The sequence below is a fragment of the Lysinibacillus sp. RC79 genome (assembly GCF_041262405.1).
Classification (GTDB): Bacteria; Bacillota; Bacilli; order Bacillales_A; family Planococcaceae; genus Lysinibacillus.
Genome location: NZ_JBGCCD010000023.1, coordinates 63,943 through 79,884, shown reverse-complemented (window position 1 = coordinate 79,884; position 15,942 = coordinate 63,943). Strand labels below are relative to the sequence as shown.

Genomic DNA, 15,942 nt, shown 5'->3' with positions numbered 1-15,942 from the left:
GATCCCTCAAAGACGATGAGGTAGATAGGTTCGAGGTGGAAGTGTGGTGACACATGGAGCTGACGAATACTAATCGATCGAGGACTTAACCAAAACGTTTGAAACATTCAATGCACCGTTTATCCAGTTTTGAAAGAATAATTCTTTTAATTAAGGGTTTCAAGATACGAGTAGTTCGAGGAAACGATGGAGAGAGGGAAGGAGCGTACTCAAGTACGTGACTGACTGAACGACAGAAGCTGACGAAGAAATACGACGTATATTGAAAGCCGTTAATAGTCTAGTGATGATGGCAAAGAGGTCACACCCGTTCCCATACCGAACACGGAAGTTAAGCTCTTTAGCGCCGATGGTAGTTGGGGGCTTCCCCCTGTGAGAGTAGGACTTCGCTAGGCAATGAAAACAGTCGAGGATTTATTCCTCGGCTTTTTTTGTTTTATAACATAATAAAAAAAGGCTCTTTTCGAAAAGATTGTTGCTATTCAACTAACGGCGCAGGTTAGTGGAAGAAGGAAAATGTCTTCAAATAAGGGTAGCATCAGGAAAATGCGGATTTACAACGTTAAGAAAATTTAATATAAAAAGCCGAATTCCAATGGCTATGGAATTCGGCTTTTTATATGGCTTTTAGTAAAATTCGATGTTCAATTTAGATACTTCCCGATATGAGTAAACGAAACAAACGAGGTCATTATTTACTTTTATTTAAAGGAACGACCAATTCCAATTCCTTTATCTCTTCGCTAAAGCCCTCATTGCTTGTATGACTTGGCTTGAGTGTAAATGATTTTGGTATCGTATCCATTGGAGGCAAAGCCAGTACCATATGATGACCATAGTTCCCAGCCATGCCTGCTTGTAGTTTCAGTTTATCATATACATGACCATTATCATCGACTACAGAAAAATCAAACCAAGGCCAACTATCGTTTTCATACATTTTAGCTGGGTAATCAATCTTTAGGTCTATTCTTGTTGATAGAGGTGAAAATGTTACTTTGTCGGCTGTTAATGTATAAACTTCATCAACCGTTTTAGTTGTAACTTCTGGATAAAACACAAATACATCACCTTTTATTTTTTTAAGTGGGAAAGACACCTTCAACTTGCCCTCATAGCCAAATAAATCTTCTCCATGGACGGCAATCTCAATTTCATCGCCATATTCATTATAATTAGAAAAGGTAAATTGATGATGTTCAATTATTGTTTTCGAGTTTATGTCATCTTGCCCTGTTGAACCAATCGCTGGTTTAACTGGTTGTCCATTAATTGTTATATAATTAAAGCCGACAATTTCTTCTTCCATCGAAAGTTCTTTTTCTCCTGTGTAAACTACTGTTACGATTAACCGGCTGCCATCATAAGCTGCTTCTTTTACAGTCATTGTTAAGCCATTTTTACTATCTTGTTTATCAATTACTGTCGTAAGTTGATCGTGTTCGATTTTATCCGAGGCAATGTCTTTAAAGTCCTTATAAATTGCACCAATTAGAGGGATATTTGATAATGCTTCTGCCATGCCTGTTGAAACAAATCCAGAACCAAGCAAAGATATACATAGCCCACATGCAACCAAGATTGACTGTTTTGTTGTTCTCCCTACTTTTCTTTTTTTCTTGGCTTGAAAGATAGCCGTTTTCTCCCTTGCCTTTAGCTTTTCAACAGGTACATTTATGTTGTCGATAAATCGATTGAATTTGTCTTTATTCATACAGATAACCCTCCTTTAAAATGGGTCGTAACTCTTTTTTCGCTCTATTTAAGTGTGATTTAACGGTTCCTTCCGGGTAATTCATGATCGTAGCAATTTCCTTAATGGACAGATCATGGTAATACCTCAACAAAATAATGGTTTTTACAGTAGGATTTAAGAATTTAAAGGCTTCTGACAAATCCATTGAATGCATGATAAAATCACCATTTTCAGAAGCGATTAATTCAGTAAAGATTTCCTCATTATCTGCAGTAAAATGTCGGGACTCTTTTCGAATAAAATCAATCGATTTAAAAACTAGAATTTTTGTAATCCAACTTGAAAAACTTTCAGGCTTCTTTAATGTTTTTATTGAAATATAGGCTGTATAAATTGTTTCTTGATAGACATCTAAAGCATCTTGTTCGTTTCTAACGTATGCATAGGCTGTTCGGTACAGCTTTTGTCGAACAGAATCAATCAGTTGTTCAAATGCTTCATCATCATCCTTTTTTGCTTTTTGCACTAATTTTGCTAAATCCATTTTGGTCCTCCTCTCCGTTACACAATAAAGTCGAATGAAGAAGTAAATTGGTTGCAAAATAATGAAATAAGCAACCTGGATAAAGGCATTAAAATAGAATTTTTATTGCACTAACGGGGGCTTTACATGAGGATCATTGAGCTGTTTTAGACAGCTCTTTTTTCTTATTGTACTAACGGCGCAGTTTAGTTGAAAGAGGAAAAAATCACATATATAAACTAAGGCAATACATTGTTAAGATTTGACAGGTAAAGTATTCTATGGAATGAAATTAGAACGGTGGCGTTTCTTTACTAACAAGACAGGTTTGTTGAACAATAAAAATATATATGAGGGATTTAAATGAAGACGAACGAAGAAGCAGTTTGGGGAATAATTAAAAAAAAATTTTCTTATGTTAGATACCTTACGCTTTCAAAAGATGAAAAGACTGAAATTAATATAAGTTTAGTTAAAGATAAATACTGGTTCCAAGAACTAATGATTACTGAACCTTCTATACTTAAATTGATAGAAGGAGATGAAGAAATTAGGCGATATTTATCATCGAGAAAAATGGTTAGAAAATTGCTAAGGGACAATGAGGAACGGCAGCGTTTTAAAGGATTTTTAAACGAAAGATTAAATTGTTATTAAGCTAACAGGAGTCTTACTTCAAGATGGGAATCCACAGAGATCCCATCTTTTTCTTCTTCAACTAACGAAGCAGTTTAATTACTTAAGATTATGGTAATATTTTTGTTAAATAACAGAAAAAAGTGAGTGTTTTATTTGGACATAAGATATGATTCATCATACATCTATATCGAAAACATTGAAGATGAGGCTAAGATTCTCAATAAATTTTATAAAGATAAAGGAAATAAACTTGTTTTTTTAGAACTATATTATGAAGAAGATGTGGCCGCTTTATTTATTAATAACTATCGTTTTAAAATCTTGGATAATGCCGTCGTGTATAAAGAACAGGAAAATAAAATATCAATATTACATAGTCCAGCTACAACTATAGATATTAGAAAAACATTAAAGGTATTTCCGTGGGATTTCTCAGCTATTGTATTACAAAAAAACACACCAATAAGAATTAAATACCATATAAGAGGTTATGAGTCTGACAATGGGTTTGGTATAAGAATTAAGGAGTTTAAAAACGGTTCTTTTATTAAAGAGATACTTCCGCTATTAACTCAGACCAAATAAAATATATAAAGTCAGGGGAAGGGCATACCATACCATAACATAAATTAATTTTTCCTTATTCAACTCCCATGAAAGAACTTAATCATCTTTCATTTTCTGTGGTGAAGAGCTGTTTTTTGCGCTTCATGGATGGCTAACGGGGGCTTTAGTAAAATATCATGAGGTTGCTATAGGCAATTATTATTTCCTATTCAAACAACGCAGCATTTTATGGGGGTGATGGGCATTACAATATCTATTCACGATGGTGTGATAATTGGGTACTCAGCAAGTTTTCTAGAAAATGAGTTAACTTTAGATATCGAAACAGTGACAGATGAAACTGTAACTATTACATTCGAGAATTATCTAGCACATGATTTCCATCATGTAATGGCGGGAAGTATTTTGTTTGATATTGATGAAGTTGATTTGAATACATTTTTTGTAGAGAACAGAGAACAATTTGAGAACTTTAAATTATATGCTTGGCCGATTTGGTACGGTAACACGAATGAACTTGAACAAGAATTACAAAAAGATAATTATAAATGCTATGTTATTAGTGCATCACTAGGATTAACTGGTTATGTATTCGCTAAAGCACTTAAAATCAAAAGAAATGACAAGTTTGGCGGGATTAACCAAAGTTTGTGAAGTATTCTACTTAAACTAACGGGGCTTTACTAAAAGATGGGATTCCACAGAGATCCCATCTTTTTTCTTCTTAAACTAAGTGTGCAGGATAGTTGAATGTGGAAAAAACTACATATATAAAATAAGGCGATACATTGTTAAGATTGCATAGGTCAAGTTCTATGGGAAGAAATTAAAAACGGGACGTTATTAAAGATGAAGTAAATATTTCTAATTGAATGGAGGAGTCACGTTGGTTAATGAAGTAATTACAAATGCTAAAGATATGATTCAAAGGTCTGGAACATCCACTAGGATAGCGACAGTTGGAGAAATAAATGAGCTAAATGAAAAACTAGATATTAAACTTCCAGAATGGTTGATAGAATTAATGACTACGGTAGAAGTGTGTGATAGTGAATTGGTGGTTCCTCTAGATGAGGAAGCTGAATTACGAATCGAATTCTTGAATCCAAAGTGTATTATTGAAGAATGTTTAGACGCTGTTCCTGGATGTGCAGTATATGAAAACGGTTATATTTGTATCGGAGAAGAAATAGCTATTGGAGATGCTTACGCAATAAATATACACGAAGGAAATAATCCTCCTGTCTATTTATTAAATCATGAATATGGTGAAGAGACTGAGATGATAATTGAAAATAAACTAACTGTTGTAAAAAAATTATCCGACCTGTTCCTAGTTGCGACCATAAAAAAGTAAAATGTTGAATAGCCCTTTAAGACTTAATGTTTGTCAATAAATGTACTTTTAGTTGAAGAAGGATTTAGGAAAAATCAAAATATAAAGATCAAGTTAATCTACAAAATGTGCAGGATCAACTTGGTCTTTATGTATTAACAGCAACAATCTATCCGCTTAACCGAGAGTCCCCCCATAAGTGAACCTATAATTGCTATATACTACCCCATCGACAACCCCACATGCCGCTAGGTTGCACTACGCTTTCGCACAAAAACATCCTGACGCTACCGCTACGTTGCACTACCTTTCGAGCAAAAAACATCTGCTGCCCCCCAGAAAAGCACCCAGTCGAAACAGAAATCAACCCTACTTTAGGGTGAAGAGCATTTCATTAATAAATCATACATACTAAATGAAGAATCTCAAGGTATAATGAAACTCATAAGAGGAAAAATTATTGGATACAAGATCGAAAGGAAGAAAGATTTGGGAAAAAAACAAATTTGGTATGAAGTAGAAGAAAACGAGTCAATTGAAGATTGTTTGGCAAGAATGCGTCGAGATGGTTATATGGCAGTGGGAAGAAAAGAAGAACCAATTTTTCACTTAGTCGATGGAGAACCAACGTATTTACGTCAAAAAATACAATTTAAAGCGATGAACTGGCAAGAATCTGAGTGAATTTGACTAAAATCCGAACGTTTACAAATGACTAAAATAAATTGTTCGCATTTTTGCATTGACGATAGTGGAATGACTTGTTAAAATATGAGAAGGAAAAACAAATAAATCCCACATATATGCTAGAGGATTGGCTCTAGTGTCTCTACCCGGCACCGTAAATGCTGGACTATGCGGGAAAGCACTTTTGGCATGTTACGGGAAGGTTTGTGTGCAGAAATGTACATTTGCATATTCTTTTCATAATAAGTCCTCAAGTAAACTGCTTTCACGTGTATGGTAGGGAGTAGTTTATTTGGGGATTTTCTTTGTTATAAAAAGTAAAAATTGCAGTAGCTATATGAGAAATAGAGGCTTGCACAATATTTGATCATTTTTCTAACGTTAAAAAGGAGCGACAATCATGAATCCGAAAATCGGTGTCATTATGGGGAGTTCAAGTGACTGGGAAACAATGAAACATGCATGTGATATTTTAGATGAATTACAGGTACAGTACGAGAAAAAGGTTGTATCTGCACATCGTACTCCTGATTTAATGTTTGAGTATGCAGAATCAGCACGTGAGCGAGGTATTCAAGTAATTATTGCTGGTGCAGGTGGAGCTGCGCATTTACCTGGAATGGTAGCAGCTAAAACAACGTTACCGGTAATCGGTGTACCTGTGCAATCCCGTGCTCTTAACGGTCTTGATTCTTTATTATCAATCGTTCAAATGCCTGGCGGTGTACCTGTAGCAACAGTAGCGATTGGCAAAGCGGGAGCGACGAATGCAGGCTTGCTTGCAGCGCAAATTTTATCGACAACAGATGTAGAGCTTGCTAATAAACTAGATGCTAGACGTGAATCCACAAAGCAACAAGTACTGGAAAGCACAGGTGACTTAGTGTGACAAAGATCATTTATCCAGGGCAGACGATAGGCATTATCGGAGGAGGGCAGCTTGGCCGTATGATGGCACTTGCTGCTAAAGAAGCAGGCTTTAAAATCGCCGTTCTTGAACCATCAATGGATTCACCAGGTGGACAGGTGGCAGATGTACGTATTGTAGCCCCATATGATGATGAGGCAGCTTTAGAAGAACTTGCCGAGGTAAGTGACGTTATAACGTATGAGTTTGAAAATATCGATTATGATGGCTTAAAACGTTTAACACAAATGGCTTACGTCCCACAAGGAGCAGAGCTAGTACGCATCACACAAAACCGTGTGACTGAGAAAGAAGCGATTGTGAACGCAGGTTCTCCAGTAGCCCCTTATTTGGTTGTAAATACATATGAAGAATTACTAGCCAATATCGATAGGATTAGTTATCCTTGTATAGTCAAAACAGCAAGAGGTGGCTATGATGGCAAGGGGCAGCAGCTTTTAAAATCTGCCGAAGACCTACCGTTAGCAAAAGGGCTTTTCTCACATTCACAATGTATTGTTGAGGGATTTGTACCTTTCGTTAAAGAGGTGTCTGTCATTGTTCAAAGAAACGGTAATGGTGAATCATATTGTCAGCCAGTTGGAGAAAATATTCATGTTCATCATATTTTACATGAAACGATTGTGCCAGCTCGTATAAAAGAAGAAACAGCACAGGCTGCAGAGCGAGAAGCCTTGAAAATTGCTGATTATTTAAATTTAGTAGGGACATTAGCTGTAGAAATGTTTGTATTAGAAGATGGTGGAATTGTTATTAATGAATTAGCACCAAGACCTCATAATTCAGGTCACTATTCTATAGAAGCATGTAACGTTTCACAGTTCCACCAGCATATACGTGCTGTTTGTGGTTGGCCATTAAGTAAACCACAACTTTGGGCACCATCTATTATGGTAAATGTTTTAGGGCAGCATGTCATGCCACTTAGTAACTCAATTGCTAAATATCCTGAATGGTCTATACATCTTTATGGGAAAGCTGAAGCTAAGGTGAACCGTAAGATGGGCCACGTAACGATTATGACAAAAAACTTAGAAGAAACACTACAACAAATCGAGAGTTCTGGCATTTGGTCAGAATAGAAGGAGAAACGCAATGATCGAACGTTACACAAGACCCGAAATGGGCGCAATTTGGACAGAAAAAAATAAATATCAAGCTTGGCTAGAAGTTGAAATTTTAGCATGTGAGGCTTGGGCAGAAATTGGCGACATTCCGAAAGAGGATGTAGTTAAAATTCGTGAAAATGCTTCATTTGATGTTAATCGTATTTTAGAGATTGAGAAAGAAACACGTCATGATGTTGTAGCATTTACTCGTGCGGTTTCTGAAACACTTGGTGAAGAGCGAAAATGGGTGCACTATGGTTTAACTTCTACGGACGTAGTTGATACAGCCCTTTCTTATATAATTAAACAAGCGAATGATATTTTACGCAAAGACATCGTGAATTTCATTGATATTATTGCAGCAAAAGCGAAAGAGCATAAGCATACGGTCATGATGGGACGTACACATGGTGTTCATGCTGAGCCAACAACTTTCGGTTTAAAACTAGGTTTATGGTATGAAGAGATGAAGCGTAACCTAGAACGCTTTGAAGCAGCGGCAAAAGTAATTGAAACAGGAAAAATGTCTGGAGCAGTTGGAACATATGCCAATATCGATCCTCAAGTTGAGCAATATGTATGCGATAAATTAGGACTAACAGCATCACCTATTTCAACTCAAACATTACAACGTGATCGCCATGCTCAATATTTAGGTGCATTGGCATTAATCGCAACATCAATAGAGAAATTTGCAACAGAGATTCGTGGCTTGCAAAAATCTGAAACGCGAGAAGTTGAAGAAGCATTTGCAAAAGGTCAAAAAGGCTCGTCAGCGATGCCTCATAAACGTAATCCAATCGGGTCTGAAAACATGGTTGGTATGTCACGTTTAATGCGTGGCTATATGGTAACAGCTTATGAAAACGTAGCTTTATGGCATGAGCGTGATATTTCACATTCATCTGCAGAGCGCGTCATTTTACCGGATGCAACGATTACACTTAATTATATGTTAAATCGCTTCGGTAACATTGTGAAAAACTTAACAGTATTCCCTGAAAACATGAAACGTAATATGGGTCGCACTTTTGGTTTAATTTACTCTCAACGTATCTTATTAGCACTTATCGATAAAGGGTTAGTGCGTGAGGAAGCGTATGATACAGTACAACCTTTAGCGATGCAGGCGTGGGACGAGCAAGTTCAGTTCCGTACGTTAGTCGATGCAAGTGAAAAAATTACATCGTATTTAACGAAGGAAGAGCTAGATGAGTGCTTTGACTACAACTACCATTTACAGCATGTAGATATGATTTTTGAGCGTCTTGGACTTAACTAAGTAGAGTCACTAGCGGATGTTACAGAATTGAATCGTATACGTACGATTCAATTCTGAACAATACGCGTGTATTTCATAATATCAGGGGGAGTAACGAAATGACTACAGGTCAACTTTTGTATGAAGGTAAAGCAAAAAAATTGTTTACAACAGAGGAGCCCAATGTGTTACTCGTTGAATACAAGAATAGTGCAACAGCATTTAATGGTGAGAAAAAAGAAGAAATTGAAGGTAAAGGCGTATTAAATAATCGCATTACTTCTCTAATTTTCGAAAAATTGCAAGCTAACGGAATTGCGTCACATTTCGTAAAACAATTATCTGATACGCAACAGCTTGTAAAAAAGGTAGATATTATTCCAATTGAGGTCGTAGTTCGTAATATAGCGGCAGGTAGCTTAGCGAAACGTCTTGGCCTTGAGGAAGGTACACCATTAAAACGCCCAATCGTTGAGTTTTATTATAAAGACGATGAGCTAGGCGATCCGCTCATTACAACGGAGCATATCGACGTACTTGATCTTGCAACACCTGAGGAAGTGACAGCCATTTATGATGGTGCACTTGTAGTGAACAAAGTTTTGCAACCACTATTTGCAGATGTCAACGTTACACTAATTGATTTTAAATTAGAGTTCGGACGTGACAATGACGGAAATGTACTACTGGCAGATGAAATATCACCAGATACATGCAGACTTTGGGATGCAACTACAAAGCAAAAGTTAGACAAAGATGTCTTTCGTAGAGACCTTGGTAATTTAACTGAAGTTTATACTATTATACTTTCTAGACTCGGAGGCAAATAACAATGAAAAAAGTTAAAATTTACGTAACATTACGTGAGAGCATTCTTGATCCACAAGGTTCAGCTGTACAAGGTTCTTTAGTGAAAATGGGTTACGCTGAAGTAGAAGATTTACGTATTGGTAAATATCTTGAACTAACAATTAAAGATACAGAACGTGATATTGATACTCTAGTAAAAGAAATGTGTGAAAAGGTTTTAACTAACGTTGTAATCGAAGACTACCGCTACGAAGTCGAGGAGGCTAACTAATCATGAAATTCGCAGTACTCGTTTTCCCTGGGTCAAACTGTGATATCGATATGTATCATGCGATTAAAGACGAGCTAGGTGAAGAAGTAGAATATGTATGGCATACAGCAACAGATCTAAGTGGCTTTGATGGCATTTTAGTACCGGGAGGCTTCTCATACGGGGATTATCTTCGCTGTGGTGCGATGGCCAACCAATCTAATATTATGGCAGAGGTTAAGAAGGCAGCAGATGCTGGTAAGCCAGTATTAGGAGTATGTAATGGCTTCCAAATATTAACTGAAGCAGGCTTATTACCAGGTGCATTACTTCGTAACAAAAATTTGAAATTCATGTGTCGTACAATCCAGCTAAAAGTTGAAAACAATAATACATTATTCACAAATCAATATGAGCAAGGTCAAATGATCAATATTCCAATCGCACATGGTGAAGGTAACTACTACTGTGATGAGGAAACTTTACAACAATTAAAAGAAAACAATCAAATCGTGTTCACATACTCAGGCGAAAATCCAAACGGTTCTTTAGAAGATATCGCAGGGATCATAAACGAGCGCGGCAATGTACTAGGTATGATGCCTCACCCAGAGCGAGCTGTCGATGCACTGGTGGGCGGAGCAGACGGTCTAGCAGTATTTAAATCAATTGTGAAGCAGTGGAGGGAAAATCATGTCAACAACTAAGTTTGAGCCAACAGCACAGCAAATTAAAGATCAAAAATTATACGCTGGTATGGGGATGTCAGACGAAGAATTTGCAATGGTAGAAGGTATTTTAGGACGTCTACCAAACTGGACAGAGACAGGTCTTTTCTCCGTAATGTGGTCTGAGCACTGCTCATACAAAAATTCAAAACCAGTGTTACGTAAATTCCCTACAAAGGGTCCACAAGTTTTACAAGGTCCAGGTGAAGGCGCTGGTATCGTAGATATTGGTGACGAACAAGCAGTTGTATTTAAAATGGAATCACATAACCACCCATCAGCAATTGAGCCTTATCAAGGTGCTGCTACAGGTGTTGGTGGTATTATCCGTGACGTTTTCTCAATGGGCGCACGTCCAATTGCGATGCTAAACTCACTACGCTTTGGTGAATTGAAATCAGCGCGTGGTAAATATTTATTTGAAGAAGTAGTTGCTGGTATCGCAGGTTACGGTAACTGTATCGGGATTCCTACAGTAGGTGGCGAGATTCAATTCGATCCTTGCTATGAAGGCAACCCACTAGTGAATGCAATGTGTGTAGGTTTAATTGACCACAAAGATATTCAACGTGGAATCGCAGCTGGTGTAGGGAATACGGTAATGTATGTGGGTGCTAAAACAGGTCGTGACGGTATCCATGGTGCAACATTTGCATCTGAGGAGTTAACAGAAGAATCTGAGAACCAACGTCCAGCTGTACAAGTAGGAGATCCATTTATGGAGAAACTTTTACTTGAAGCATGTTTAGAAGTTGTAAAATCTGACGCTCTAGTAGGTATTCAAGATATGGGTGCTGCTGGTCTTACTTCTTCATCAGCAGAAATGGCTTCTAAGGCTGGCTCTGGTGTAGAAATGAACTTAGACTTAGTACCGCAACGTGAGACAGGCATGACAGCATATGAAATGATGCTATCTGAATCTCAGGAGCGTATGCTACTTGTTGTGAAAAAAGGTCGCGAAGATGAAATTAAAGCGATTTTCGATAAATATGATTTAGATGCTGTGGCAATTGGCCGCGTGACGGATGATAAAATGCTACGCCTATTACATAATGGTGAAGTTGTAGCTGAAGTACCTGCTGATGCACTTGCAGAAGATGCACCGGTTTATCATAAGCCATCTGCGGAGCCTGCTTACTATGCTGAGTTCCAAGCGATGGAAAACACAGAACCGATGGTAACAGATTACAAAGAAGCATTAAATGCACTTTTAAAAGCGCCAACAGTCGCTTCAAAAGAGTGGGTTTACGATCAATATGATTATCAAGTTCGTACATCAACAGTCGTTGCACCAGGTTCTGATGCAGCAGTGATCCGTGTTCGCGGTACGAACAAAGGATTAGCGATGACTACTGACTGTAACTCTCGTTATATTTTCCTAGATCCAGAGGTAGGCGGAGCCATTGCTGTAGCAGAGGCGGCCCGTAATATCGTAGCATCTGGTGGTACACCATTAGCGATTACTGACTGCTTAAACTTCGGTAATCCTGAGAAACCAGAAATCTTCTGGCAAATTGAAAAATCAGCTGATGGTATTTCAGCCGCTTGTACAGCACTGAATTCACCAGTAATCGGCGGTAACGTGTCTCTTTATAACGAGCGTTCTGGTGAAGCGGTTTACCCAACACCAACAATCGGTATGGTTGGACTCATTGAAGATTTAGCACATGTGACAACTCAAGAAGTAAAAGCTACTGGTGATGTAGTATTTGTAATCGGCGATACAAATACTGAATTCGGTGGTTCGGAGCTTCAAAAATTATTAAATAATGGGGTTATTTCAGGGAAAGCACCAGCTATTGACCTACAGATTGAAGCTGCACGTCAAGAAGCATTGCTTAAAGCGATTAAAGCTGGAATCGTACAATCTGCACATGATGTAGCAGAAGGTGGTCTTGCAGTTGCGCTTGCTGAAACAACATTTAGCGCAAATGGCTTAGGTCTTGATGTGACATTAACAGGCTCTGCTACAACAGCATTATTCAGTGAAACACAATCTCGCTTCGTTGTAACAGTGAAAGAAGAAAATGCAGCTGCATTTGTAGAAATTGTAAAAGACGCAATGAAAATCGGTGTCGTAACAAACGATGCGCTTGTTAAAATCAACGGTGACAACGGTGTGCTTGTAGAAGGTACAGTGGAGGAATTCCGTTCTAATTGGAAAGGAGCAATCCCATGCTTGCTGAACTCAGAGGCTTAAACGAAGAATGTGGGGTGTTTGGTATTTGGGGCAACCCGAATCCCGCACACCTTAGTTATTACGGGCTTCATGCTCTTCAACACCGTGGCCAAGAAGGCGCTGGGATCGTCGTTTCTGACGGTCAGCATCTTCGCGCGGTGAAAGGCGAAGGACTAGTTAATGATGTTTTCAACGAAGAGAAATTAAAGGCAGTGGACGGAAAAGCTGCAATTGCTCATGTCCGTTATACGACTGCTGGAGGAGGCGGTATTGAAAATGTACAGCCGTTATTATTCCACTCGTCAACTGGTAGCCTTTCAATTGCTCATAACGGTAATTTAGTCAATGCAACGCACTTAAAACAGTACTTAGAGCGTCAAGGGAGTATTTTCCATTCTAGCTCCGATACAGAAGTGCTAGCGCATCTTATTAAGAAAAGTTCGCATTCACCATTCCGTGCAAAGGTGAAAAATGCCCTCTCATTATTAAAGGGTGCGTACTCGTGCTTAATTATGACTAAAGATGAAATGCTTGTCGCACGTGATCCACATGGTTTACGTCCATTATCTCTTGGGAAGCTAGGAGATGGTTGGGTAGTAGCCTCTGAAACTTGTGCATTTGATTTAATAGGTGCGGAATTTGTTCGATCTGTTGAACCGGGTGAATTATTAATTATTAACGATGAGGGTGTAAAATCTGATCGTTTTGTAGATATGGATAAACGTGCAATGTGCGCGATGGAGTACGTTTATTTAGCACGTCCTGATTCTGATATTGATGGGATTAACGTCCACATGGCGCGTAAACGTATGGGCAAACAGCTTGCTCGTGAATGTGCACATATTGAAGCTGATGTTGTAACGGGGGTACCTGATTCAAGTATTTCAGCAGCAATCGGCTTTGCAGAGGAAAGCGGTATTCCGTATGAGCTAGGTCTTATTAAAAATCGTTATGTAGGTCGTACATTTATCCAACCGACACAGGAATTACGTGAACGTGGAGTGAAAATGAAGCTTTCTCCTGTTGTTCAAGTCGTAAAAGGTAAACGAGTAGTGATGGTGGACGATTCAATCGTTCGCGGTACAACTTCACGACGTATTGTAAAAATGTTAAAAGATGCAGGGGCGGCAGAAGTACATGTTGTGATTTCTTCGCCACCGATGACGGATCCTTGCTATTATGGCATCGATACTTCAACTCATGAAGAATTGATTGCGTCTAGCCACAATGTAGATGCAATCCGTGAAACTATAGGAGCCGATTCACTCACATTCCTTTCCGTTGAAGGTATGGTGGAGACGATTGCAAGACCATATGAAGATGAAAACCGTGGATTATGCCTAGCGTGCTTTACAGGTAAATATCCAACAGAAATTTTCCCAGATACAATCTTACCACATGAAAAAGAACTATTACGTTAAGAAAAACATCAAAACACGTCTAGCAATGATGACAAATCTAGATTCAGATGTGCCAAGGCGATTTGGATGATAAGGAGGAACTCTGCGTGTCAAAAGCATATGAACAAGCAGGTGTAAATATTGAAGCAGGCTACGAAGCCGTAAAACGAATGAAGTCTCACGTTGAACGTACAAACCGTCTAGGTGTGATGGGCACGTTTGGTGGTTTTGGTGGTATGTTTGACTTGTCAGAACTAAATCTTAAGGAACCTGTTCTTATTTCAGGTACAGATGGTGTTGGGACAAAGCTAAAGCTAGCGTTTATGGTGGATAAGCACGACACGATTGGTGTGGACTGTGTAGCGATGTGTGTCAATGATATCGTAGCGCAAGGTGCTGAACCATTGTACTTTTTAGATTATGTAGCACTTGGCAAGGCAGAGCCAGCGAAAATTGAGCAAATTGTAAAGGGCGTTGCAGATGGCTGTGTGCAATCTGGGGCGGCATTAATCGGTGGAGAAACTGCAGAGATGCCAGGTCTTTACGAAGAAGATGAGTATGATTTAGCTGGTTTTGCAGTAGGAGCCTGTGAAAAATCAGCCATCGTAACAGGCGAGAACATCGTAGAGGGTGACGTGCTTGTTGGTATTGCTTCAAGTGGGGTGCATTCAAACGGTTACTCATTAGTGCGAAAAATTGTCTTTGCAGATAATCATTACACAGTTGATTCGATTGTGGAAGGCTATGAGGATCTTGGTCCTATCGGGGAAGCCTTGTTAGTGCCAACAAAATTATATGCGAAACCTGTGCTTGCAGCTTTAAAAGCAGCAGACGTTCATGGCTGTGCACATGTAACTGGCGGTGGCTTTTATGAAAACCTACCACGTATGATGCCGGAAGGTTTAGCAACTGAAATTGACTTAGGTTCTTGGCCAATCTTACGTATTTTTGAGTTTTTAAAAGAAAAAGGACAGTTAGAGGACAAGGATTTATATAACGTCTTTAACATGGGCATTGGCTTCGTGTTAGCTGTTCCTGCAGATGAAGTAGATAAAGTCCTTGCTACAGTAGAAGCAAATGGTGAAAGTGCATACAAAATCGGTCGTGTAGTGAAAGGCGAAGGTGTTGTATTCAATGGCTCACATGATGGGAGTTTAGTGTAATGACGGCACCAACTAAAATTGCCGTTTTTGCTTCAGGTAGCGGCAGTAACTTTCAAGCTATTCAAGAGGCCATTGAACGTGGTGAACTACATGCAAAGGTCGAGCTTGTTGTCACAGACAAGCCAAGTGCATTTGTAGTTACACGTGCTGAGAACTATAGTATTCCAGTGCTAGCTTTAAGTCCGAAAGAGTTTTCTTCAAAAGCAGATTACGAGACTGCTATTATCGAGGCTCTCCATGAAAGTCATGTAGAATGGATTGTGCTTGCAGGTTATATGCGCTTAATTAGTGAAGTATTACTAACTGCATACCCACAGCGCATTGTGAATATTCATCCTTCATTATTACCGGCTTTCCCTGGTAAAGATGCCATTGGTCAAGCGATGGAACACGGAGTCAAGATAACAGGTGTAACCGTCCATTTTGTAGATGAAGGTATGGACACAGGGCCAATTATTGCCCAATCGGCAGTTCAAGTTGTTGAAGGTGACCGTGAGGCAACAGAAACGGTAATTCATAAGGAAGAGCATGTACTATATACAAAAGCATTACAGCAATTATTAAAGTAATGGATTGATGAGAGAGTTAGGTCTTCTACAAAAGATTACTCAATTAAAACCTAACTCTGTCCCACCAATACTAGCAAGACATATTCGTGGCAAACAC

17 protein-coding genes, 2 rRNA genes and 1 riboswitch are annotated in these 15,942 nt (G+C 38.7%); of the genes, 17 read left to right on the top strand and 2 right to left on the bottom strand.

Annotated features, from left to right (window positions below):
- A 23S ribosomal RNA gene (locus ABH968_RS19185) occupies positions 1-93 on the top strand; the annotation flags it as partial.
- A 186-nt stretch (positions 94-279) separates the two neighbouring features.
- Positions 280-395: ribosomal RNA gene (gene rrf / locus ABH968_RS19180) — 5S ribosomal RNA — on the top strand.
- Positions 396-691: 296 nt separating this feature from the next.
- Here the strand turns inward: rrf and ABH968_RS19175 are convergent.
- Both ABH968_RS19175 and ABH968_RS19170 read right to left on the bottom strand, forming a co-directional pair.
- Entirely contained in the window at positions 692-1,714 is a 1,023-nt protein-coding gene (locus tag ABH968_RS19175) for a DUF4179 domain-containing protein (RefSeq protein ID WP_370046520.1), read from the bottom strand.
- Entirely contained in the window at positions 1,707-2,240 is a 534-nt protein-coding gene (locus ABH968_RS19170) for a sigma-70 family RNA polymerase sigma factor (protein ID WP_370046518.1), read from the bottom strand. Before ABH968_RS19170 ends, ABH968_RS19175 begins: the two co-directional genes overlap by 8 nt.
- Positions 2,241-2,582: 342 nt before the next feature.
- On the opposite strand from ABH968_RS19170, the gene ABH968_RS19165 reads away from it, so the two are divergent.
- The 15 genes from ABH968_RS19165 (at position 2,583) to purN (ending at position 15,845) form a co-directional block, all read left to right on the top strand.
- Positions 2,583-2,876, top strand: a complete 294-nt coding sequence (locus tag ABH968_RS19165; RefSeq protein ID WP_370046517.1) for a hypothetical protein — start codon at positions 2,583-2,585, stop codon at positions 2,874-2,876.
- A gap of 135 nt (positions 2,877-3,011) precedes the next feature.
- A complete protein-coding gene (locus tag ABH968_RS19160; protein WP_370046515.1) occupies positions 3,012-3,443 on the top strand; it encodes a hypothetical protein in 432 nt (143 codons plus the stop codon).
- Between the two features lie 219 nt (positions 3,444-3,662).
- Positions 3,663-4,079 (top strand): hypothetical protein, encoded by a 417-nt coding sequence (locus ABH968_RS19155; RefSeq protein WP_370046513.1) that lies wholly within the window; start codon positions 3,663-3,665, stop codon positions 4,077-4,079.
- A 232-nt stretch (positions 4,080-4,311) separates the two neighbouring features.
- On the top strand, positions 4,312-4,782 hold the full coding sequence (locus ABH968_RS19150) for an SMI1/KNR4 family protein (RefSeq protein ID WP_370046512.1): 471 nt from the start codon (positions 4,312-4,314) through the stop codon (positions 4,780-4,782).
- A 468-nt stretch (positions 4,783-5,250) separates the two neighbouring features.
- Positions 5,251-5,445 (top strand): NETI motif-containing protein, encoded by a 195-nt coding sequence (locus ABH968_RS19145; protein ID WP_370046511.1) that lies wholly within the window; start codon positions 5,251-5,253, stop codon positions 5,443-5,445.
- 93 nt (positions 5,446-5,538) lie between these two features.
- A riboswitch (purine riboswitch) is annotated at positions 5,539-5,637 on the top strand.
- A gap of 211 nt (positions 5,638-5,848) precedes the next feature.
- Positions 5,849-6,337, top strand: coding sequence for a 5-(carboxyamino)imidazole ribonucleotide mutase (gene purE, locus ABH968_RS19140; protein ID WP_370046509.1), 489 nt, complete (start codon positions 5,849-5,851; stop codon positions 6,335-6,337).
- Entirely contained in the window at positions 6,334-7,458 is a 1,125-nt protein-coding gene (gene purK / locus ABH968_RS19135) for a 5-(carboxyamino)imidazole ribonucleotide synthase (RefSeq protein ID WP_370046507.1), read from the top strand. Before purE ends, purK begins: the two co-directional genes overlap by 4 nt.
- A gap of 13 nt (positions 7,459-7,471) precedes the next feature.
- Positions 7,472-8,767, top strand: coding sequence for an adenylosuccinate lyase (gene purB, locus ABH968_RS19130; RefSeq protein ID WP_370046506.1), 1,296 nt, complete (start codon positions 7,472-7,474; stop codon positions 8,765-8,767).
- A 98-nt stretch (positions 8,768-8,865) separates the two neighbouring features.
- Positions 8,866-9,576: a phosphoribosylaminoimidazolesuccinocarboxamide synthase gene (gene purC / locus ABH968_RS19125; RefSeq protein WP_370046504.1), complete on the top strand. Its 711-nt coding sequence runs from the start codon at positions 8,866-8,868 to the stop codon at positions 9,574-9,576.
- 2 nt (positions 9,577-9,578) lie between these two features.
- The gene (gene purS / locus ABH968_RS19120) at positions 9,579-9,827 is read left to right on the top strand and encodes a phosphoribosylformylglycinamidine synthase subunit PurS (protein ID WP_053482994.1); all 249 of its coding nucleotides are present in this window, start codon (positions 9,579-9,581) and stop codon (positions 9,825-9,827) included.
- Positions 9,828-9,829: 2 nt separating this feature from the next.
- Complete coding sequence (gene purQ / locus ABH968_RS19115) at positions 9,830-10,513, top strand: phosphoribosylformylglycinamidine synthase subunit PurQ (protein WP_370046502.1); 684 nt, start codon at positions 9,830-9,832, stop codon at positions 10,511-10,513.
- A complete protein-coding gene (gene purL, locus ABH968_RS19110; RefSeq protein WP_370046500.1) occupies positions 10,500-12,734 on the top strand; it encodes a phosphoribosylformylglycinamidine synthase subunit PurL in 2,235 nt (744 codons plus the stop codon). The genes purQ and purL overlap by 14 nt, the downstream gene beginning before the upstream one ends.
- The gene (gene purF / locus ABH968_RS19105) at positions 12,710-14,134 is read left to right on the top strand and encodes an amidophosphoribosyltransferase (RefSeq protein ID WP_370046498.1); all 1,425 of its coding nucleotides are present in this window, start codon (positions 12,710-12,712) and stop codon (positions 14,132-14,134) included. The genes purL and purF overlap by 25 nt, the downstream gene beginning before the upstream one ends.
- 86 nt (positions 14,135-14,220) lie before the next feature.
- Complete coding sequence (gene purM / locus ABH968_RS19100) at positions 14,221-15,276, top strand: phosphoribosylformylglycinamidine cyclo-ligase (protein WP_370046497.1); 1,056 nt, start codon at positions 14,221-14,223, stop codon at positions 15,274-15,276.
- On the top strand, positions 15,276-15,845 hold the full coding sequence (gene purN / locus ABH968_RS19095; RefSeq protein ID WP_370046495.1) for a phosphoribosylglycinamide formyltransferase: 570 nt from the start codon (positions 15,276-15,278) through the stop codon (positions 15,843-15,845). The genes purM and purN overlap by 1 nt, the downstream gene beginning before the upstream one ends.
- The last annotated feature ends 97 nt before the right edge of the window (positions 15,846-15,942 follow it).